Source organism: Nocardia pseudovaccinii, assembly GCF_050942345.1.
Classification (GTDB): Bacteria; Actinomycetota; Actinomycetes; order Mycobacteriales; family Mycobacteriaceae; genus Nocardia; species Nocardia pseudovaccinii.
In genome coordinates, this window is record NZ_CP192074.1 from 3864016 (window position 1) to 3882951 (window position 18936).

The 18936-nt window shown below is 66.0% G+C and carries 16 protein-coding genes; 12 read left to right on the forward strand and 4 right to left on the reverse strand.

What is annotated here, in order from left to right; all coding sequences use genetic code 11:
• Positions 1 to 107 precede the first annotated feature (107 nt).
• From ACQPZ2_RS17415 to ACQPZ2_RS17430, 4 genes are read left to right on the forward strand one after another with little or no spacing between them, the layout of a single operon-like run.
• Positions 108 to 1235 (forward strand): M24 family metallopeptidase, encoded by a 1128-nt coding sequence (locus ACQPZ2_RS17415; protein ID WP_433526493.1) that lies wholly within the window; start codon positions 108 to 110, stop codon positions 1233 to 1235.
• A gap of 47 nt (positions 1236 to 1282) precedes the next feature.
• Positions 1283 to 1846: an elongation factor P gene (gene efp / locus ACQPZ2_RS17420; protein ID WP_063043191.1), complete on the forward strand. Its 564-nt coding sequence runs from the start codon at positions 1283 to 1285 to the stop codon at positions 1844 to 1846.
• A gap of 34 nt (positions 1847 to 1880) precedes the next feature.
• Positions 1881 to 2390: a transcription antitermination factor NusB gene (gene nusB / locus ACQPZ2_RS17425; protein ID WP_040692236.1), complete on the forward strand. Its 510-nt coding sequence runs from the start codon at positions 1881 to 1883 to the stop codon at positions 2388 to 2390.
• The gene (locus ACQPZ2_RS17430) at positions 2387 to 2653 is read left to right on the forward strand and encodes a YciI family protein (protein WP_433526494.1); all 267 of its coding nucleotides are present in this window, start codon (positions 2387 to 2389) and stop codon (positions 2651 to 2653) included. Before nusB ends, ACQPZ2_RS17430 begins: the two co-directional genes overlap by 4 nt.
• A gap of 239 nt (positions 2654 to 2892) precedes the next feature.
• Here ACQPZ2_RS17430 and ACQPZ2_RS17435 read toward each other — a convergent pair whose 3' ends face one another.
• Positions 2893 to 3855 carry an NADP-dependent oxidoreductase gene (locus tag ACQPZ2_RS17435; protein WP_433526495.1) on the reverse strand — a complete coding sequence of 321 codons (963 nt, stop codon included), beginning with the start codon at positions 3853 to 3855 and terminating at the stop codon, positions 2893 to 2895.
• Positions 3856 to 4162: 307 nt separating this feature from the next.
• On the opposite strand from ACQPZ2_RS17435, the gene ACQPZ2_RS17440 reads away from it, so the two are divergent.
• From ACQPZ2_RS17440 to ACQPZ2_RS17455, 4 genes are all read left to right on the forward strand, one after another.
• On the forward strand, positions 4163 to 4801 hold the full coding sequence (locus ACQPZ2_RS17440) for a TetR/AcrR family transcriptional regulator (protein ID WP_433526496.1): 639 nt from the start codon (positions 4163 to 4165) through the stop codon (positions 4799 to 4801).
• Between the two features lie 69 nt (positions 4802 to 4870).
• Positions 4871 to 5767 (forward strand): hypothetical protein, encoded by an 897-nt coding sequence (locus ACQPZ2_RS17445; RefSeq protein WP_433526497.1) that lies wholly within the window; start codon positions 4871 to 4873, stop codon positions 5765 to 5767.
• The gene (locus ACQPZ2_RS17450) at positions 5768 to 6454 is read left to right on the forward strand and encodes a hypothetical protein (protein ID WP_433526498.1); all 687 of its coding nucleotides are present in this window, start codon (positions 5768 to 5770) and stop codon (positions 6452 to 6454) included. It begins immediately after the preceding gene.
• The gene (locus tag ACQPZ2_RS17455; protein ID WP_433526499.1) at positions 6436 to 7362 is read left to right on the forward strand and encodes an inositol monophosphatase family protein; all 927 of its coding nucleotides are present in this window, start codon (positions 6436 to 6438) and stop codon (positions 7360 to 7362) included. The genes ACQPZ2_RS17450 and ACQPZ2_RS17455 overlap by 19 nt, the downstream gene beginning before the upstream one ends.
• 13 nt (positions 7363 to 7375) lie before the next feature.
• Here the strand turns inward: ACQPZ2_RS17455 and ACQPZ2_RS17460 are convergent, their stop codons facing one another.
• The gene (locus tag ACQPZ2_RS17460; RefSeq protein ID WP_433526500.1) at positions 7376 to 8635 is read right to left on the reverse strand and encodes an SLC13 family permease; all 1260 of its coding nucleotides are present in this window, start codon (positions 8633 to 8635) and stop codon (positions 7376 to 7378) included.
• 105 nt (positions 8636 to 8740) lie between these two features.
• Here ACQPZ2_RS17460 and ACQPZ2_RS17465 point away from each other — a divergent pair, with 105 nt between their 5' ends.
• From ACQPZ2_RS17465 to ACQPZ2_RS17475, 3 genes are all read left to right on the forward strand, one after another.
• The gene (locus ACQPZ2_RS17465) at positions 8741 to 14443 is read left to right on the forward strand and encodes a TIR domain-containing protein (RefSeq protein WP_433526501.1); all 5703 of its coding nucleotides are present in this window, start codon (positions 8741 to 8743) and stop codon (positions 14441 to 14443) included.
• Between the two features lie 63 nt (positions 14444 to 14506).
• Positions 14507 to 15055, forward strand: a complete 549-nt coding sequence (locus ACQPZ2_RS17470; RefSeq protein ID WP_433526502.1) for a DUF4334 domain-containing protein — start codon at positions 14507 to 14509, stop codon at positions 15053 to 15055.
• Positions 15056 to 15190: 135 nt separating this feature from the next.
• Entirely contained in the window at positions 15191 to 16420 is a 1230-nt protein-coding gene (locus ACQPZ2_RS17475) for an FAD-dependent oxidoreductase (RefSeq protein ID WP_433526503.1), read from the forward strand.
• 142 nt (positions 16421 to 16562) lie between these two features.
• On the opposite strand, the gene ACQPZ2_RS17480 is transcribed toward ACQPZ2_RS17475, so the two are convergent.
• The gene (locus tag ACQPZ2_RS17480; protein WP_433526504.1) at positions 16563 to 17531 is read right to left on the reverse strand and encodes a quinone oxidoreductase family protein; all 969 of its coding nucleotides are present in this window, start codon (positions 17529 to 17531) and stop codon (positions 16563 to 16565) included.
• 82 nt (positions 17532 to 17613) lie between these two features.
• On the opposite strand from ACQPZ2_RS17480, the gene ACQPZ2_RS17485 reads away from it, so the two are divergent.
• On the forward strand, positions 17614 to 18189 hold the full coding sequence (locus ACQPZ2_RS17485) for a TetR/AcrR family transcriptional regulator (RefSeq protein ID WP_433526505.1): 576 nt from the start codon (positions 17614 to 17616) through the stop codon (positions 18187 to 18189).
• Here the strand turns inward: ACQPZ2_RS17485 and ACQPZ2_RS17490 are convergent.
• Entirely contained in the window at positions 18186 to 18899 is a 714-nt protein-coding gene (locus ACQPZ2_RS17490; protein ID WP_433526506.1) for an HD domain-containing protein, read from the reverse strand. The two genes, ACQPZ2_RS17485 and ACQPZ2_RS17490, sit on opposite strands and share 4 nt — an antisense overlap.
• Between the last annotated feature and the right edge of the window lie 37 nt (positions 18900 to 18936).

Consider the following 18936-nt stretch of genomic DNA (forward strand, 5'->3'; position numbering starts at 1 on the left):
GGATTGGGGATAACCGATCGATATGTGAAGATCGATCGCCTCGCTCGAATACCGGTAAACCGGTGTTTTATGCGGGATCTACGGCGTGTCGGCGGTAGTTTTGAGACATGTCTGCTGATCACGCGGGTCCTGGGCCCGACTACGCGGCGCGCCGTGGCGCACTGCGCAGTCTGCTGGTGGAGAACGAGGTCGACGCGCTGTTGGTCACCGATCTGGTGAACATCAGGTACCTGACCGGCTTCACCGGGTCCAATGCCGCACTGCTCGTGACCTCCTGGGATATGCGTAATTCCGAGGAGCGCACCGTGATCGGCACCGATGGGCGCTATCTGAGCCAGGTCGCCGAGCAGGTGCCGGACCTGCGCGCCGAAATCGCCAGGGCGACCGCCCGGCGCATCGTGGAGCTCGCGGGGGAGTGGCAGCTCGGCCGGGTCGGCTACGAGAGCCATATCGTCACCGTCGACCAGCATCGCGGATTCATCGAGCAGAAGACCGGGTTGGAATTCGTTGCCACTCCAGGGCTGGTCGAACAGCTGCGCATGGTCAAGGACGCTTTCGAGATCGAACAGTTGCGGGCCGCCTGCGCCGCGGGTGACGCCGGGCTGGCGACCCTGCTGGAACGCGGCGGTCTGCGCCCCGGCCGTACCGAACGCCAGGTCGCCAGGGATCTGGAATGGGCGATGTTCGAACACGGTGCCGATGCGGTCGCCTTCGAGACCATCGTGGCGACCGGCGCGAACTCCGCCATCCCGCATCACCGGCCCACCGGAGCGGTCCTGGCCACCGGTGATTTCGTCAAGATCGACTTCGGCGCCGTGATCGGCGGCTACCACTCCGATATGACCCGCACCTTCGTGCTCGGCACCGCGTCCGACTGGCACCGGGAGGTGTACGCGCTGGTCGAGGCGGCGCAACGGGCTGGACGCGAGGCGCTGAAGCCCGGCGCGCCGGTCACCGACGTGGATGCGGCCGCGCGTGCGGTGATCGAGGCGGCCGGACACGGGAAGCTGTTCGTGCACGGTCTCGGGCACGGTGTCGGACTGCAGATCCACGAAGCGCCCGGAATCGCCAAAACCGGAACCGGTACACTTCTGTCTGGCGTGGCGGTGACCGTCGAACCAGGTGTGTACTTCCCCGGCCGCGGCGGCGTCCGGATCGAGGACACGCTCGTGGTGCGCGAGGGGGGCCCGGATCTGCTCACCAACACCAGCAAAGACCTGACCGTCGTCGAATGACGCCGGTCACCGAGACCGTATATCCAGAACTAGGAGATCCGAGAACAGTGGCGGACACCAGCGACTTCAAGAACGGCCTCGTGCTGAAGATCGACGGTCAGCTCCAGCAGATCATCGAATTCCAGCATGTCAAGCCGGGTAAGGGCCCTGCCTTCGTGCGGACCAAGCTGAAGAACGTGCTGTCCGGCAAGGTCGTCGACAAGACCTTCAACGCGGGCGTCAAGGTGGAGACCGCCACCGTCGATCGTCGCGATATGACCTACCTGTACCACGACGGCTCGGATTACGTCTTCATGGACGGCGAGACCTTCGACCAGATCTCCATCTCCGAGGAGACCATCGGCCCCGGCGCCCGGTTCCTGCTGGAGAACATGGTCGTTCAGGTCGCCACCCACGAGGGCGCGCCGCTCTACGTCGAGCTGCCGGTCACCGTCGAGCTCGTGGTGCAGCACACCGACATCGGCCTGCAGGGCGACCGCTCCACCGGCGGCACCAAGCCCGCAACCCTGGAGACCGGCGCCGAGGTGCAGGTCCCGCTGTTCATCAACACCGGCGACAAGCTGCGCATCGATTCGCGCGACGGTGGCTACCTCGGCCGCGTGAACGCCTGATCGCCCGCCGAGGCGAACAGGGATAATGACTGCTGTGGCGGAACAGCCCATAGACAAGAAGTCCACGTTCAAGAAGCTCGGCGCGCGCCACAAGGCCCGCCGCCGGGCGGTCGATCTGCTCTTCGAGGCGGAGGCCCGCGATGTGGACGCGGCCGACCTGCTCACCGAGCGGGCCGAACTGGCCACCCAGGATCAGGCGGTCGCTCCGGTGCATGCCTACACCCGCACCCTGGTCGAGGGCGTCGCCGACGATCTGGATCGGGTGGACGGCACCATCGAGTCCTACCTCAAGGACTGGGAGCTGTCCCGGCTGCCCGCCGTGGACCGGGCCATCCTGCGGATCGCGGTGTGGGAGTTGTTCCACGCCAACGATGTTCCGCCGGTCGTCGCGGTCGACGAGGCGGTGGAGTTGGCCAAGGAGCTGTCCACCGACGATTCGCCCGGATTCGTCAACGGTGTGCTCGGCCAGGTCGTGCTGGTCGCCCCGCAAGTGCGCGCGGCCGCCGCGGCGACCAGGGCGCCACGTCCGGAGTCGCAGGCGTGATCAACAAGTATCTGGTCATGGCGATGCGCAAGCCGTCGTTCGACCCGGCCGTGATCGAACCGCACAAGCAGTTCCTGAACGAATTGCTCGAGCGCGGACAGTTGGTGGAGAGCGGTCGGTTCACTGACGGCACCGGCGGTGCGTACGTGATCAATGCCGAAAGTTTGGAAGCCGCAAGGGAAATCGCGTTCACCGATCCGGTGCACACCACCGGTTCCTCGGAGCTCACCGTGTACGAGTGGGAGATCGTCGTCTCCGTCTGATCCCCGTCGGCCCAGCCGCATACCGAAATGGTATGCGGCTGTTTACGGTTCAGGGCTATCACGATCCGATGCCGCCCGAGCTCCCGCTGGTGGGTGTACTGGCCCAGCGGGAGCGAACCGCGAGGACATTCTCGCGGAATCGGGTATGCCTGGCTCCGTGGTGCGCACCGACGGATGGTGTGCACCGCATTCGGCGAACCTGGGCACGATCGATCCTGGTTCCTCAACCGCACTCGAGGTCAAGATTCCGGCGTGTGCTCTGGGTCACTCACGGTGAGCACGATCTTTCCGCTGGTTCGGCCCTGCTCGATGAGGCGGTGGGCTTGCGCTGCCTGCTCCAGTGGCAGCACCGTTTCCACGTGTGGGCGCAGCTGTCCCTTCTCGACCAGGTCGGTCAGTGCTTCGAGATCGGCGCGGTCGGGTTCCACCAGGTAGCCGCTGGCGCGTACGCCGAGCCGGCTCGCCCGCTCGGCCATTCCAGGTGTCCATGCCGCCTGTGCGTTGACGAGAACGCCACCGGGACGCAAGGTTTCGAGCATGCGCAGCGCCGGTTCGCCGCCGTGCATCTGGATCACGATATCGACGTCGCGGACGCTCGCGGCGACATCGGTCGCCGTGTAGTCGATGGTCTCGTCGGCGCCGAGTGCGGCGAGGAAGTCGTGTTTGGCCGCGCGTGCTGTCCCGATCACATAGGCCCCGAACGACTTTGCGATCTGCACGGCGAAATGGCCAACGCCACCTGCTGCGGCGGATACCAGAACACGCTGTCCAGGTGCGACTTTCCCGATATCGACAAGCATCTGCCAGGCCGTGAGCGCGGCCAAGGGCAGGGCGGCTGCCTCGGTGAAACTCGAACCCGTTGGCATGTGGGCGAATTGGTGCGACGGCGCGGTCACATATTCCGCGTAGGCGCCCGCCGCGCGCGGAAACCAGGGCATGCCGTACACGCGGTCGCCGGGTCGGAAGCGGGTCACCCCGTAGCCGACCTCCTCCACGATTCCGGCGACATCCCAGCCGTTGACGAAGGGCAGCGTCAATGCCCGCACGTACGCCCGCCCTTCTCGGGTGAAGTAGTCGATCGGATTGACCCCCGCCGCAACGACTTTCACCAGCACTTCGGTGTACAGCGGTGTCGGCCGCGCGATCTCGACGAGTCGCATGGTCTCCAGCCCGCCCCACTGCTCCTGCTGAATAGCGCGCATGATCTGTCCTCTCCTGAAAAGAATATGGACGCTCGTCCGAGATATTCGAGCGGCCAGGCATCCACTGAGCCGCTGGCTATCTGCCGATTCTGCATGGAGATTCGCCTGTCTGGTTGTCGTCGAGGCTGCTGATTGCGGCGTCGATCAGCGGCTATCACCGCAAAGTAAGTGGACGATCGTACTATTACTTTCCGCCTCGCTGTCTGTCAATGCGGTCGACCTAGTAGTTGATCGAGCTAATCCAGTGTGAAACAATTCGGACGGTCGTCCGTAAACTATGCTCGACCTCGGACGAAGGTGGGTACCGATGACCGTCGAAACAAAGATCGACAAGCGTCTACAGCGCGGTGAGCGATCTCGCCGCGTCATCCTCGACCGTGCCATGGATATCGCCTCGGTCGAAGGCCTGGAAAGCTTGTCCGTGCGGCGTTTGGCGACCGAACTCGACCTCAGCAAGAGCGGCGTTTTCGCGCACTTCGGCTCCAAGGAAGAACTCCAGCTCGCGACCGTCCGCGCGGCCGTCGAGGTATTCGTCGCGCATGTGGTGAAGCCCGCGCGACGTGCACCCGCCGGGATCCGCAGGGTCCGGGCGCTCGCCGAGTCGTGGTTGGACTATGCCGCGAAGCCGTACTTCAGCGGCGGCTGCTTCTTCCTGTCCGCCGTCGCGGAGTTCGACGCCCGCCCCGGACGCGTGCACGACGCCCTCGCGGCATCGCGCCGAGACTGGTTGCGGCTCTACGAAACCACCGTTGCCGAGGCGATCGGCCTCGGCGAGATCGTCCCCGGCAACGAGCCCGCCGACCTCGCCTTCGAACTCGACGCCATAGCACGCACCGCGGCCCAGGATGCGCTGCTGTTCGGCGAATCGGCGCCCTACGATCGAGCCCGCCGTATCCTCGCCGCTCGACTGGACGCCGTCACACACCGACCCGCCAGTGCGACTTGACCGTTCGCTCGCTGCGTCCACACAGGTGCACCTATCCTGGGTAGAAACCCTAGGGGAGGCCGAAAACCTATGGCACGGGTGCTGATCTGGCTGCGGAACAATATCGACGGTCTCGTCGCTCTGGTTCTCGCGGTCATCTTCGGTGTGATCTCGCTGATCGATATCGGCTTCTTCGATTCGGATCTGATCAACGCGGTCATCCTGCTGGTACTCGGTCTGCTGGCCACCACGCTACTGCGTGATCGGCACTTGTCGGCCAAGGCCATTCGCGATACGACCTCGGTGCAGTTGCTCTACGGTCCCGAGATCGGGCATGCGCATACACTGGCCCGGCGCGGTACCGAGCAGTGGCTTTTCAAGGGCGGTACCGGAACCTACCTGCGCGCGGTGACGCTGCGGGAGTGCGTGGAGAACGCGCGCCGCGAACAGCGTCCGCTGCGGATCCAGGTGGAAGTGCTGGATCCGACCAATGAACAACTGTGCAAGACCTACGCGCAGTTCCGCTCCTCGCTGGTGCCCGAGGCCGACCGCACCGGCGAATTGTGGACCACCGAGCGAACCCGCAAGGAGTCCTTCGCGACGGTGCTCGCGGCCTGCTGGTACCGGCAGCGATTCACCTTCCTGACCATCGATGTCGGGCTCTCGATGGTGATGACGACCTTCCGATGGGACCTCTCGTCGAGTTGCGTCATTGTCACACAGGACAATCCGAACACTCCTGCCCTGATGTTCGAACGGGACAAGCCGTACTACCGGGACTTCAACCGCGAGCTCGTGGCCAGTTTCAAGCAGGCCAGACAGGTGCCGCTGAGCCGGAGCGAGGAACTCGCGCTCGCCGACGAACCGTCGGTCGATCAGACTCGTGCGCTGTTCGATCTGCTCGGTCTCGCGCTACCGGCTCCCTATACCGATCGCGATGTCGCCGATATCGTGCGACGCGCACTGCAGCCGAGGAATCCGTACTGAATGAACGACTATGCCCGACTACGAACGCTGATCGGCTCCGATGCGGCGGGGCCCGCGGTGCGACGCTGGGCTCGTGATTTCATGACGGAAGTGCTCGACGGTCGCACCGAGATCGGCGCGGTTCGGCATCCGTTGGGTTTCTTGTGTTTTCCCGCGTGGCGCGATGGCGGACTCGGCGTCTGCGTGCATGTCTGGACCGATGGGCTGCGGTCGTGTCCGACGACTTCGGCGATGCACGCGCACAGCTGGGATCTGCTCAGCGTGGTCTTGTACGGCGAGGTCGGCAACGAGATACTCGAAGTGGAGAGCTCTGCGGACCGGGCGACCCATCGCATCTTCGAAATCCATAGTGGCGCCGACGGTGATGTGGTGCGTGCGACCGAGCGTCTGGTCCGCTATCGCATCCGATCCAGTGAACATTTCCGTGCAGGCGAGGTATACACCCTGCCACACGGGGTATTTCACCTCTCCGATGTGCGGGGCGAGGCGGCCACCGTGGTGCTCGGCGAGGTTCGTCGCGGCCGACCGGACCGATCCCTCGGCACTCTCGCCACCGCCGACCACTGGGTGCACCGAACCGGTTGCACTCCGAGCGAAACCAGGCGCGCCGCGCAAACGGTGCTGGACCACCTGCAGGAGCCCACCCTGCCGGAACAACTGGAGGACCGATGCGAGCAGGCGACGTAGCGAACCTATTGCTGTCACCGGATGGTCCGACGCCGGCCGATCCGGATCCGATCAGCGCCTTCGATCGGCTGGACACCGTCCTGACGACCGCTGCCGAGGTGGCCAGGGCGGCGGCGATCGAGGCGGGTCGGGCGATCCGGGAGGGTCTGGCCGGATCAGTCACCGTCCGCACCAAGGACGCCAGCGGCGATCTGGTCACCGACCTGGACCTGCGCGCGGAACATATCATCGTCGGCCATATCCGCCGCGCCTTCCCCCACCATCGCATCCTCGCCGAGGAATCCGGGCTCCACGGTGCCGACGATTCCTGGTGCTGGATCGTCGATCCGCTCGACGGCACCAATAACATCGCCATCGGCCTGCCCGTCTGCACAATCGGTATCGCTCTGTGTCACAACGGGGTTGCGATGCTCGGCATCGTCCACGAACCGTTGGCCGACCGCACCTGGTCCGCCGTGCGCGGGTCCGGCGCCACCGGGCCGGACGGCCCGCTCTGGCGGCCGCCGCACCGGTCCTCCGAATCCGCTCCGACCCTGGCCTGGCTGCAGGGCTATCCGGTGACTCGTACCGACAGCACGGCACGCGGCCTGCGCCTGGCCCTGGAATCCGGTTCCCGTCGCCTGATCCAACTGTGGTCTCCGCTGCTGTGCTGGGTCATGCTGAGCCGCGGTGATATCGACGGATTCGTCGGCTACCGAGCCGGTTTGGTCGACCTGCCCGCGGGCACCCTGCTGGCCCGTGAATCCGGTATCCACATCACCGATTTCGACGGCGCACCGCTCAACGATCACCTCGACCTCCCCGGCGGCGAGGTGAACTTCATTGCCGCCAGCGCCGAATTGCTGCCGGAGCTGGCTTTGCTGGTGAAGACCGCCGCCGAGGTGAGTGTGACGGGCCTGCCGGGCTGAGGGGCGATACCACCTATCCGGTCGCCAGCAGCGCAGCGACAGCACCGGTCGTAGCGACGAGCGCGAGCCCCAGCCCGGTGAGCACGAACCGCGGCATCGGCACCCGAACACCATGGGTGCGGCAGAACTCCAGGCACAGCAGCGTCGCCAGCGACGCCCATGGCGTCACGATCGGCCCGACATTGGTGCCGATGAGCAGGGCCAGCAACTGATTTCGATTCTCCTCGGACACCACCGCCTCACCTGCGGTGTAAGCCGGAAGATTGTTGGCCACATTGGACAATCCGGCGCCGGCGCCCGCCGCGCGGTACGCCCCGACCACTCCGGAATCGTGCCCGATCAGCGCCTGCATGACATCGGCGAGCCCGAACCGGCTCAATGTCGGCACCACCAGGAACAACCCGACCACGAAAACCAGCAACTGCCACGGGATCAGCGTTAGTCGCAGCGATGAACGGTCGAAGATCGCGAAGGCGCCCACGGCGATTGCGGCAGCCAGGGTGGCGGCGATACCGATCCGATCACCCACGAACGGGATCGCAAGAATGAACAGCAGACACGCTCCTGCCGTCGTGTAGAGCAGCGTGCGCTCCCTGGCGTTCTCCGGACGAATCGGCTCCGGCGGTACGTACCGATCGGTTTCACGTCGGCCGCGCCGCCAATACCAGACCCAGAGGCACACCATGGTCGCCGTGATCGACACGAGCTGCGGCGCCCACATCCGCGCCGCGAAATCCGTGGCGCGCAGCGCAACCCGGTCGGCGGCAAGCAGATTGGTGAGATTCGAGACCGGAAGCAGCAGGCTCGCGGTATTGGCCAGCCAGAGCGTGGTCATCGCCAGCGGCAGCGGCGGAATGCGAGCCGGTACCGCCAGCGCGAGCATCACCGGAGTCAGCAATACCGCAGTCGTATCGAGATTGAGCAGAATCGTTGTCGCCGAAGCGAAAAGCACGCAGAGCAGGAACAACGCCGGATAGTAGCCGCGCCCGAGGATGGCCAGGCGGTGCGCGATCACATCGAACACCTTCGCCTGCCGCGTCAGCTCCGCGAGAATGATCACACTGCACAGGAACAGCAGCAGCGGCCCGATCCTGCGCATATTGTCGGCGGCCTCGGCGCGCGGCAGCAATCCGGTCGCCACACACAGCAGTCCGGCCGCGAACAGCCCGAGCCGGACCCAATCCAGCGTGCTCAGCCCCCATCTCGGCGGCGCGGACACCAGGGCACTCGACGGCGGGTTCTCCGCGGCGGAATCGACCTGTTGTTCGGACACATGCCCCATCATGCAGCATATCGGCTGGGGCACTTCCGCATTCGGTACGCGTCGTAATGATCTTCTGCCGTTTGGCGTGGCGACCCATCGGGGCATACTGATGCTGTGACTTCGGGCGGGCGGCGGGACTTCTTCATCAGCTATTCACCGGCCGACGAGCGATGGGCCACCTGGTTGGCCTGGCAGTTGGAGACCGCGGGTTACCGCACCCTCATCCAGGCCTGGGATTTCGTCCCCGGCACCAACTTCATCGATTTCATGGATCGCGGTGTGCGTGATTCGGCGGTGGTGCTGGTGGTGCTGTCGGAGAACTATCTCGGTTCCTACTACGGAACCATGGAATGGCAGGCGGCCTACCGCACCGATCCGGGCAAGCTGATGCCGGTGCGCATCGCCGAATGCACGCTCGAGGGTCTGCTCGCCACCATCACCTATCTCGACCTGGTGCGGGTGTCCACCGCCGAGCAGGCGCGCCGAATCCTTCTGGAGCGGGTCGGACATTTGCTCGCGGGGCGGGCCAAGCCGCCGTCGGAACCGGGCTTTCCGCACGATGGTCCTGACCGGTTCGCCGTCGAAACCATCACGGACACACCCGAATCCGTGCTGCCGCGGCGCACACCGGTTGCGGCCCCTGCGTTCCCGGGTGCCACCGATCGTGAGGAACCGCGTACGAGCGTCTCGGTGCTGCATGTCGCGGGTCCACGCTTCGGTCGTGGGCTACTCGCACCGGACGAGCCGGGCACCGCGGCCGAATTGCAGGCGCGCATCCACGCCAATGTGACCCATCTGGTGAATCAGGGTGTGGCCAAACCGGATTTGATCGTGGTGTCCGGGGATATGACCGAGTCCGGCCGTCCGCGCGAGGTCGAGGAGGCGCTGACCTTCCTGAGCGGATTGCGTACGCTGCTCGGCCTCGGTCCGGAGCGACTGATCGTGGTGCCCGGCAATCATGATGTCTCCAGACCGGCCTGCCACGCGTACTTCCTGAGCTGCGAGGCTCGCGATCGCAAACCGCAGCCGCCGTATTTCCCGAAGCTCGAGCAGTACGCGCGGATGTTCGGCGCGCTGTATCAGGGGTTGGATCACCTCGTCTTCGATATCGGACAGCCGTGGACACTGTTCCCGATTCCCGAATTGCGGGTGGTGGTCGCCGGTTTGAACTCGACCATGGCCGCGACCCATCTGCCCGAGGACGATTACGGCCGGATCGGCGAACCGCAGGCGTCCTGGTTCGCCGAGCGGCTGCGCCCGTTCGAGGAGAACGGTTGGTTGCGCATCGGTGTCGTCCGGCACGATCCGCTGCCCGGCGCGGGCACGCCTGCCCATGATCCGGACCTGCTGCGCGACGCCGATACGCTGTCCCGGATGCTCGGCGGCCGGTTGAACCTGCTGCTGCACGGTCCGGGACCCGGTGGTCCGCATCTGGATCGGCTCGACGACATGCTGCCGGTCCTGCCCGCCGCCGCTCCGGGCCGCGACGAGATCATCCAGCTCACTGCCGCGGGACTGGCCCGGTTCTCCGGACGCGGTGAGTCCACCGCGCAACTCGAATTCGATTGGCTGAAGGTGACCGCAGCGCTGCCGACGGCCAAACAGCCCGAACTCCTCGGACCGGACGAGCCCGAACTCCCGGAACCGCCCCCGGAAACTCCCGCCGTCGATCCGCATGGACGGCTGCTCGAGCGCGTCGCCGAGGTATGCGAAACCCGTTATCCCGGTGCGAAAGTCCGGCGCGTCGAGGTGGAGCCGCCGCATCTGTTGGTCACCAGGGAGGACGACGAGGTCATCGCCCAATGGCGCGTCGGCGTGCACGTCGGTGATATGACCAGGCAGGTGGTGGAGGACTTCCTCGGCCATGATCCGGAATACGGTTCCGAACTCGTGTACCGCGGTGCGGCGCCGCCGCGTTCGCTGCGCGAGGAGGCGGCCAGCCACGGTCTACGGGTCCGCAGCTTCACCGAATTCCAGGGTCTGCTGGATCTGGACGACTACCTCACGCATCAGGCCGCGCGGTTGCGCGCGGACCGCACCTATCCGCCGGATCTGTATGTGCCGCAGCGCTTCCGGATCCTCGAACACGGCGACCAGCAGATCCGAGACGATCTGGTCGGCGAACTGATGAAGGTGATCGCGGCCGACCACGGCCGATTCATCCTCATACTCGGTGACTTCGGACGCGGAAAGACCTTCGCGCTGCGCGAGTTGGCCCGCCGCATCACCGAAACCATGCCCGCGCTGATTCCGATCCTGATCGACCTGCGGGCCCTGGACAAAACCCATTCGGTCGACGGTCTGGTCGCCGCGCATCTGGCCAATCACGGCGAGGATCGGATCGATCTGAAGGCTCTGCACTATATGCTGCGCGAGGGTCGGGTGGTGTTGCTGTTCGACGGCTTCGACGAACTCGTCACCCGGATCAGCTACGACTTCGCCGCCGACCATCTCGACACCCTGCTGCAGGCCGCCGTCGGCAAAGCCAAGATCATCGTGGCCAGTCGCACCCAGCACTTCGAATCTCGCGCCCAGGTGCTGACGGCCCTCGGCGAACGCGTCGGTCTGCTACAGGATCGGCGCATCGTGGGCATCGAGGATTTCGCCCCAGCGCAGATCCACGCCTTCCTGACCAACCGCTACGGCGGCGACATCCGCCGCGCAGACGCCAGAATGGGGTTGATCACCGGTATCGAGGATCTGCTCGGACTGGCACAGAACCCCAGGATGCTCGGGTTCATCGCCGATCTGGACGAGCGGCGGCTACGGGCCGCGGCGGGCGCGAAACAGGCGGTGGGTCCGGCCGGACTGTACCGGGAAATCCTGGAGTCCTGGCTGACCTACGAGGCCGACCGCACGGCGGGGGTGGCCGGTGCGCTGCCCGGACTGCGCCTGCACGAATTGTGGCTCGGTGTCACGGCATTCGCGCTGCGCGTCTGGGAAACCGGCGAGCCGTATCTGCGGCTGTCCGAATTGACCGAGGTGGCGGCGGGTTCGGCCGAGCTGACCGGATCGAGCCGGATGTCGGTGCACCAGTCGGCGCACGCCATCGGCTCCGGCAGCCTGCTGGTGCGCACCGAGGACAACCTGTTCGGCTTCATCCATTCGTCGGTGATGGAATGGCTGGTGGCCAACCATATTGCCGAACAATTCGAGGTCGGCACCCTCGCGCCCGCCCAGCTGACCCAATCGCCGCTATCCCAACTCTCGATCGACTTCCTCTGCGATCTCGCCGACAACCGGGCACTGCGTATCTGGGCCGAGGGTGTGCTCGCCGACCAGGCGGCCGACGAAGTCTCGCGCACCAATGCCATTCGGGTGGCGACCCGGCTGCGCACCGCACCGACCGCGGATCTGCGCGGTGCGAGTCTGGCGGGGGAGGATCTGTCGTATCGGGATCTGCGCGATGTCGATCTCACCGGGGCGGATCTCAGCGGTGCCCGGCTGGTCGGCACGAACCTCGACCGTGCCGTCCTGCGCGGTGCGCGGTTGGTCGGTGCCAGACTCGACGAGGCCAGCCTGGTCGGCGCGGATCTGAGCGAGGCCGATCTCACCCGCGCCCGTCTTGTGCATACCGATCTGACCGGATCGCGGGCCGGCGGCAGCCGCTGGTCCCGGGCGGCACTCATCGAGGTCACGGGCACCCCGACCGGCACCGATCTGTACGGTGCGGCGTGGGTGCCCGGAGTCGCGGCGCAGACCGAATTCGCGCCTGCCGCAATCGGAGTCCGGCACGGCTTCCACGCCAGGCACGGCCGGCTGCCGCAGCCGGTCGCCTACAACCCGGACGGCGGCACGCTGGCCATCGGCAGCGACGACGGCGGCGTACTCATCTGCGATGCCGAAACCGGAAGACCGCTGCGCACCTTGCAGACGCACCGAGCACGGACGTTCGCGGTGGCGTTCACCGATACGGTGCTGGTGACCGGTTCCGGCGACGGCACCGTGGGCATCTGGGATGCCGCCACCGGTGAACTGCGCCGAATCCTGCTGGGGCACAAGAACTGGCCGTGGCCGGTGGTGCTGAGCCCCGCCGGTGATCTGCTGGCCACCGGCGACGCCGACGGCGTGCTGCGGCTGTGGACGTTGCCGAGCGGCGAACTGCGGCACGAATGCCGTCCCGCGGGTGGCGGCCGGGAACTCGTCTACAGCTTGGATATTCGCGGACCGCTGGTCGCCGCCTCCTATCGGGATGGCACCGTGCGCCTGTGGGATATCGAAAGTGGCAGGGAGAGTGGCGAATTCAGCGGGGCGTCCGGCTCGGTATTCCGCGTGGCGTTCAGTCCCACCGGTGAACTGCTCGCGGTCGGTGGCGTCGACGGCACGCTCGCGCTGTGGGATCCGTTGAGTTGTCGGAAGATTCGCGACCTTCCCGGTCATACCGGGCGGGTCTATACCGTGACATTCCACCCCAGCCTGCCGATCGTGGCGAGCGGGGATACCGATGGGGGACTGCGTCTGTGGGATGCGCAGACCGGTGCGCAGCGGCAGTCGCTCACCGAACACACCGCGGCTATCTACTGGCTCGCCTTCGATCCGGCGGGTGAACTGCTCGCCTCGGGCGATAGCGCCGGGCTGGTCTGTCTGCGCGACAGCGAGAGCGGGGAGTTGCGACACCGGCTCACCGCGCATACCGGCTCGATCTGGCCGTTCGCCTTTCGCCCGGACGGTACCCAATTGGCCATTACCGACGACCAATTCACCACCCGGCTCTGGGATCCCGTAACCGGCACCTGCAAACACACGCTCACCGGCCACGGCCGCCAAGTTCGCACGGTCAGCTTCAACGCGGACGGCACCCTGCTCTCCGGCGTGGGTAACGACGGTGTGGTTCGGCTGTGGGATCCGGTGACCGGGCGGTTGGTTCGCCGACTGATCGGCAGCGAAGACCGCCTGCTCACCTTCGAATCGGCGATATTCAGCGAACTCGGCCGCCATCAGCTCGGCCTCGTCGTCAACGACGGTCGGCTCAGCCTGTTCAACCTCGACGCCGACCTGTACGAACGCCATATCAATGTCGAATCCGCACCGATCTGGGCCGCCGCCTTCGACCCGACCGGCGACTATGTGGCCACCGCCAATGACGACGACACGGTGATCATCTGGGTGCGCACCACCGGTGCACTGCACGCCGTCTGCGCCGAACATCGCGGCCGGGTGCGCTCGATCGCATTCAGTGCCGACGGCGCGCTGATGGCCACCGGCTGCGACGATTCCGTGGTCCGGCTGTGGGACGTGCGCTCCGGCCGGTTCCTGCGCGCACTGCGCGGACATCGCGACCGCGTGTATTCGGTGGCCTTCCATGAGGACCGCCTCGCCAGCGTGTCCTGGGATACCACCGCCCGCATCTGGGATATCGAATCCGGTGATGCACTGCATACGCTGACCCGGCACACCGGCAGGCTCTGGACGGCCGCCGTCGACTCGCGCACCGGCACCCTGGCGACCGGCGGCGATGATCTGGTTGTTCGGTTGTGGGACATGGCATCCGGACGTCATCTGCATACCCTCGAAGGGCATAAGCGCCGGGTCTGGTCGCTCGGCTTCGATCCGTCCGGCAAGCTGCTGGCCAGCGGCGGTGATGACGGCAACATCCTGCTGTGGTCGCGTCCGGAGGATGGCGCACCATCGATTCGCGCGATCCTGCTCGGTCTACCCGAAGGATGGGCGGCTCTCGCACCTGATGGCCGATACAAATTCGAGGGCAATATCGCCGGTCAGTTCTGGCATGTCATCGGCATGTCGCGGTTCGAATCCGGCGAACTCGACCCCTACCTGCCGGAAGTGGGGCAGTTGGCAGCCGACGCGCCCTTCTGAACCGCCGGATGAGAGATTGATACTCTTATTCTCGCAACGTTGCCGTCGAGAAGGAGATCGGTCATGGCCGAGAATGAGAGCGCGCAGTCCGATCTGGCGGACTTGCTCGATGGTGGATGCACGACGGAGCAGGCGTGGGAGCTGTTCGATCGCTTGCCCGCGGCCAGGGTCGCGGAGGTGACCGTCGGCCGCTGGCGGGGCGAGGAACTGGATACCGGGCATCCGATGGCCGGGGTACTGGTCGCCTCGGGCTGGTACGGAAAGCAGTTCGATGCCCCGGAGTCGGTGCATCCACTGTTGTTCGCCGACGAATCGGGAAATATCTTCGCGGTCGATCCGCGGCGGGTGCCGCTCGGTCTGGCCGGTAGGGTGCCGCTCGCGGGCGTGCAGACGGCGCGGAAGCTACTGCCCGTCCTCGCCCCGGCGATCCGAACTCGCAGGCCGACAGCACGTTTGCGCGATATCGAATACCGCGGTGCGGTGGGTGCCGCGATGGTTTACGACCAGCTGCCGATCATCGACCACTTCCGCCGGGTGGATATGGATACGCTGCTCGGGGTGATGGATATGCGCGGTATGGCCGAGCCGTACTTTTTCGTTCTGCGCCGCTGATCTGATCGCTACCGCAGCGGTTACGGGGCTTGGGCTCGGCTGAGCGGCATACCATTGAAGTCGGCCAGGGAAACCGCTACATCCGCGCCCGCGGAATGTCCGTCCGGCGCGTGCGCACGGAGGGAGGTCGGGGCAATGGAACGTACGACGTGCCTGGTGGTTGGTGGTGGACCGGCGGGTATGGTACTCGGGCTGCTGCTGGCCCGCGCGGGTATCAATGTCACCGTCCTGGAGAAACACAAGGACTTCCTGCGCGACTTCCGTGGCGACACAGTACATCCAACGACCCTGGACCTGCTCGATGAACTGGGCCTCGGTGAGGAGTTCGCGAAACTGCCCGCGCGCAAGCTGCAGCAGATCCAGCTGCCGATCCGCGGGTCGGTGCAGACGGTGTTCACCCTGGAACATCTGCCGGGTACGCACAAATACATCGCGATGGTGCCGCAGTGGGATCTACTGGACTTATTGGCCGGGGCGGCCGATCGGGAGCCGAGCTTCCGGCTTCGGATGAATACCGAAGCGACAGCGGTGGTTCGGGAGGACGGCCGGGTCGCCGGTGTCGCCTACCGGACCAGAGACGGCGAAACCGGCGAGATCCGCGCCGATCTGACCGTGGCCTGCGACGGCCGTAACTCGGCGCTGCGGGCCGAGGTCGGACTCGGTTCACGAAGCTGGCCGACACCGATGGATGTGTGGTGGTTCCGCTTGCCGCGCACCGATATCGACCCTGCCGGTTTGATCGGACTGCTCAGCGCCCACCGCGCCGCCGTCATGTTCGATCGCGGTGACTATTGGCAGGTCGCGACCCTCATCGCCAAGGGCGGCGATGCGGCGGCCCGGCGCGATCCGGTCACCGAAATCGTGCGCAGTATGGCCGATTCGGCACCGTGGTTGCGTGACCGGGAGGATGCGCTGCGGAACTGGGACGAGGTGAAACTACTCGACGTGAAATTGGACCGCCTGACCAGGTGGTACACCGACGGCCTGCTCTGCATCGGCGACGCCGCCCACGCCATGTCACCCGCTGGCGGAGTCGGCATCAACCTGGCCATCCAGGACGCCGTCGCCACCGCGAGAATCCTTGCCCCACCCTTGACTTCGGGCACCCTGACCACCCGCGACCTGGCCAGGGTGCAGCGTCGCCGCACGCTCCCGACCGCCGTCACCCAGGGCCTGCAACGCATCCTCCACGCCGCCGTATTCCGCCCCGCCCTGTCCGGCCGAATCGATATCGCCAACGCCGCGACGACTCCGTTGCCGCTACGCATCCTGCGCCGGATCCCGGTCCTGCGCACCGTCCCCCCATTTCTGATTGCCCGAGGGATACTCCCAGAACACGCCCCCGCTTTCGCCCGGCGCTCCTGACGCCTCCGGTAGATGCACTCGCTGCGAAAATGCAGTCCGTGCACCGTATGCTCCACGGGAAACATCAACGGCCACAATCCATTTTAATCCAGAACCCACTTTCGGTGACGGTAGTCGCGGCGGGTCGGATATCTGTGGTGCGTCAGGGACGCAAGACGATCTTGCCGATGGGGGAGCGCTGCTCGATGAGCTGGTGGGCTTTGGCGGCCGCGTCGAGGGGAAGGACGGAATCGATTTGGGGAGTGAGGGTTCCGGACGTGGCTCGGTCGAGGGCGGCGGCACCGGAGCGGGAGACCTCGGCGAGCCAGGCCGGGCCCGCGCAGGCGGTGAGGGTGAGGCCGTAGGGGAGTAGATCTGTTGTCGATATCTGGGCGGGGGCTCCGGAGAGCCAGCCGTAGCTGAGGATTCGGCCGCGAACCGGGGTCATGGCTGCCAGCAGGTCGCGGGCGGTGCTGCCGCCGATGGAATCGAAGACGACGTCGAGTGTTGTGCCGTCAAGGGTTTCGCGCAGTCGGGTCGGCCACTCCGGCGCGTTGTGGTCGATGACCTCATCCGCGCCCAATGTCAGTGCCCGCGTGGACTTTTCGGGGCCGCCAGCGGTTGCGATGATGCGCGCGGCACCGAATTCCTTGGCGAGTTGGGTGAGTGCGCTGCCGACTCCTGTTGCGGCGGCTTCGATCAGGACGGTTTCGGTGCCGGTAAGCGCCGCGGTCGCGAGCAGAGCCAGTGCCACCGATCCGTCCATCAGGACAGCCGCCGCGTCTTCCGACGTGAGACCGTCCGGAATGGCGGTTACGGAAGGTGCTGGTGCGCACACGAATTCGGCGTAGGAACCGAAGCCTGCGGTGGCCACCGCGACCCGTCGGCCCAGCAATGCCCGGTCGACCCCGTCCCCGATCTCGACGACCACCCCGGCGGCCTGGAAACCGAAGACCACCGGTGTTCCGACAGGCATCGGGAACTCACCCGAGCGCAGTTTGGTCTCCGGGAACAGCACCGGAACCGCCTCGGCGCGGATCACCAGTTCGCCGGGGCCCGGATGCGGTACGGCGACATCCTGGGCGACCAGGACCTCGGGTCCGCCGACGCCCGTCATTACGATTGCCTTCATTGCTGACTCCATAACTTGACTGCCGGTCCAGATGTCTCGAACAATATGGACCGGCGGTCAAGTTGTCAATGAAGGTGGTGGAATGACCGACGAACGCCCGAGGGAACGGGCGGATGCCGCGCGTAATCGGCAGGCGATCCTGGCCGCGACTGCCGCGCTGCTCGCCGAACACGGCGCCGACGCACTCACCATGGATCGGGTCGCGGCGGCCGCCGGGGTCGGCAAGGGCACGATCTTCCACCGCTTCGGCAATCGCGCCGGATTGCTGCACGAGATGATCGCCGAGAGCACCTTCGCCTTGATGGATGCCGTCCGGACCGGGCCGCCGCCGCTGGGTCCGGGGGCCCCGGCCGGAGAGCGACTGGTGGCCTTCTTCGACGGCTTCGTGCGAATGATGACCGACAACATCGAGGTGACGGTCGCCTACCTGCAGGGCCCGCCGCATCCACGTGCCGCCGAAATCCACGAATTCTGGGATGCGCACATCACCGCACTGTTGCGGGAGGCCCGCCCGGACCTGGATGCCGAGGTGGTCGGCAGGCTGCTGTTCGGCGCACTGGGTGGCGAACAGGTGCCGCGACTGGCTCGTGCGGGAGAGACCGAACGGCTGCTCGCAGCGGTTCGTGAACTCGTCGAATCGGTGCTGCGCGGACCCTAGTCCCGGGCGAGAATGGCGTCGAAACGTTCGTCGGCGCTGTCGAGCTGATGCAGGATGTGCCGTTTGACGTGCTCGGCGAGCGGAGTGTCCGGGCGGGTGACGAGGTCGCGGTAGATATTGGTGAGCGGGCGGTACTTGGTGGCGAGTCTGCGCATCGCCGGTCCGTCGGCATAGAGGATGCCGACGCCGTTGTCGGTGAAGTCGGAGAGTTTGACGATGCGGGCCCACGGCGCCCGATCGAGATTGGCCGCCACATGCTCGCGGTATTGCGCGTGCTGATCTATGTCCGGATCCGGTTCCGGATTGGTGACGGCGGCGACGAGTTCGGCGACCCGGGTGCCGAACCGGGCCGAGAGTTCGGCGAGGGCGGCATCGGCCGGTGCACCGGGACGCGCTCCGGCCAGTTCGACCGGGTGATCCTCGACCGAATCGTGCAGCAGCCCGGCCGCGACGACATCCGGGTCCCGCACCTCGTAGTGGCTGACGATCCGAATCGCAACGCGCAGTAGGTGACTCAGATACGGTTCGCGGCCGTAACGATCCTCCCGGTGCAGTTCGGTAGCCAGGTCCAATGCCTCGGTGAGCCGTTCGGTGTCGGATAGTTCGGCGATTTCCAGCAGTAGTCGTTCGCGCAGTCCGCTTTCGCCGTAGACCTCGCTGATCGTATGCAGCGGCATCACGGCCAAAACCCCCGCCCCAGGATTGCTCATATGGCCAATCTATCGGGGGATGCCGCGCACCGCTGTG

Bases quoted from the DNA above. Each gene is read 5' to 3' on its own strand.
- ACQPZ2_RS17415 (WP_433526493.1), top strand. From the start codon at position 108: ATGTCTGCTGATCACGCGGGTCCTGGGCCCGACTACGCGGCGCGCCGT.
- ACQPZ2_RS17435 (WP_433526495.1), bottom strand. From the start codon at position 3,855: ATGCGCGCTATTCAGCAGGAGCAGTGGGGCGGGCTGGAGACCATGCGA.
- ACQPZ2_RS17440 (WP_433526496.1), top strand. From the start codon at position 4,163: ATGACCGTCGAAACAAAGATCGACAAGCGTCTACAGCGCGGTGAGCGA.
- ACQPZ2_RS17445 (WP_433526497.1), top strand. From the start codon at position 4,871: ATGGCACGGGTGCTGATCTGGCTGCGGAACAATATCGACGGTCTCGTC.
- ACQPZ2_RS17450 (WP_433526498.1), top strand. From the start codon at position 5,768: ATGAACGACTATGCCCGACTACGAACGCTGATCGGCTCCGATGCGGCG.
- ACQPZ2_RS17455 (WP_433526499.1), top strand. From the start codon at position 6,436: ATGCGAGCAGGCGACGTAGCGAACCTATTGCTGTCACCGGATGGTCCG.
- ACQPZ2_RS17470 (WP_433526502.1), top strand. From the start codon at position 14,507: ATGGCCGAGAATGAGAGCGCGCAGTCCGATCTGGCGGACTTGCTCGAT.
- ACQPZ2_RS17475 (WP_433526503.1), top strand. From the start codon at position 15,191: ATGGAACGTACGACGTGCCTGGTGGTTGGTGGTGGACCGGCGGGTATG.
- ACQPZ2_RS17480 (WP_433526504.1), bottom strand. From the start codon at position 17,531: ATGAAGGCAATCGTAATGACGGGCGTCGGCGGACCCGAGGTCCTGGTC.
- ACQPZ2_RS17485 (WP_433526505.1), top strand. From the start codon at position 17,614: ATGACCGACGAACGCCCGAGGGAACGGGCGGATGCCGCGCGTAATCGG.
- ACQPZ2_RS17490 (WP_433526506.1), bottom strand. From the start codon at position 18,899: ATGAGCAATCCTGGGGCGGGGGTTTTGGCCGTGATGCCGCTGCATACG.